This is a genomic window from Acinetobacter lwoffii (genome assembly GCF_022967985.1).
Lineage (GTDB): Bacteria > Pseudomonadota > Gammaproteobacteria > Pseudomonadales > Moraxellaceae > Acinetobacter.
Genome location: NZ_JALJVC010000057.1, coordinates 1 through 526 on the forward strand (window position 1 = coordinate 1; position 526 = coordinate 526).

The 526-nt window shown below is 35.7% G+C and carries 1 protein-coding gene; it reads left to right on the top strand.

The window, feature by feature from the left end:
* Positions 1-210: 210 nt before the first annotated feature.
* Positions 211-526, top strand: a 316-nt coding sequence (locus MWG72_RS15465; RefSeq protein WP_247144430.1) for an IS110 family transposase, incomplete at its 3' end; no start/stop codon positions are given.

Sequence of the window (526 nt, forward strand, 5' to 3'; positions counted from 1 at the left end):
ATTGATATAGTGATTAGCTACCACTATACGCAAATTGTAGAGTTTGGAGTGCTGCTAAAATCTTAAATTTGAACCTGAGATAAAACCTACAATTTGCCCTTATCCCTCATACAACTCTGAACGGTAACTAAGCACTTTGATGCTGTATTCACAAGGTAAGATGATGGTTAATGGGATAAAAATCATAGCTTAAACTCAAGGAATATCACCATGATTATGCTAGGTATTGATGTCAGTAAAACCAAAATAGATTGTTGCATTTTTCCTCAAGGTTTGACTGGAAAAAGAAAAAATAAAATATTTACTAATACAGAAAGTGGCTTTGGCAGTCTGCTCAAATGGCTCATCACTCTTAAAATTGAACCTGATCAAGTGACAGCAATCATGGAAGCGACTTCGGTTTATCATGAGAATTTGGGATATTATCTATATGATGCAGGTGTAAAGGTTTGTGTGGCTAATCCTTCACGAGTAAGAGCCTTTGCCAAAGGCATGTCCATGCTAAATAAAACGGATAAAGCTGATA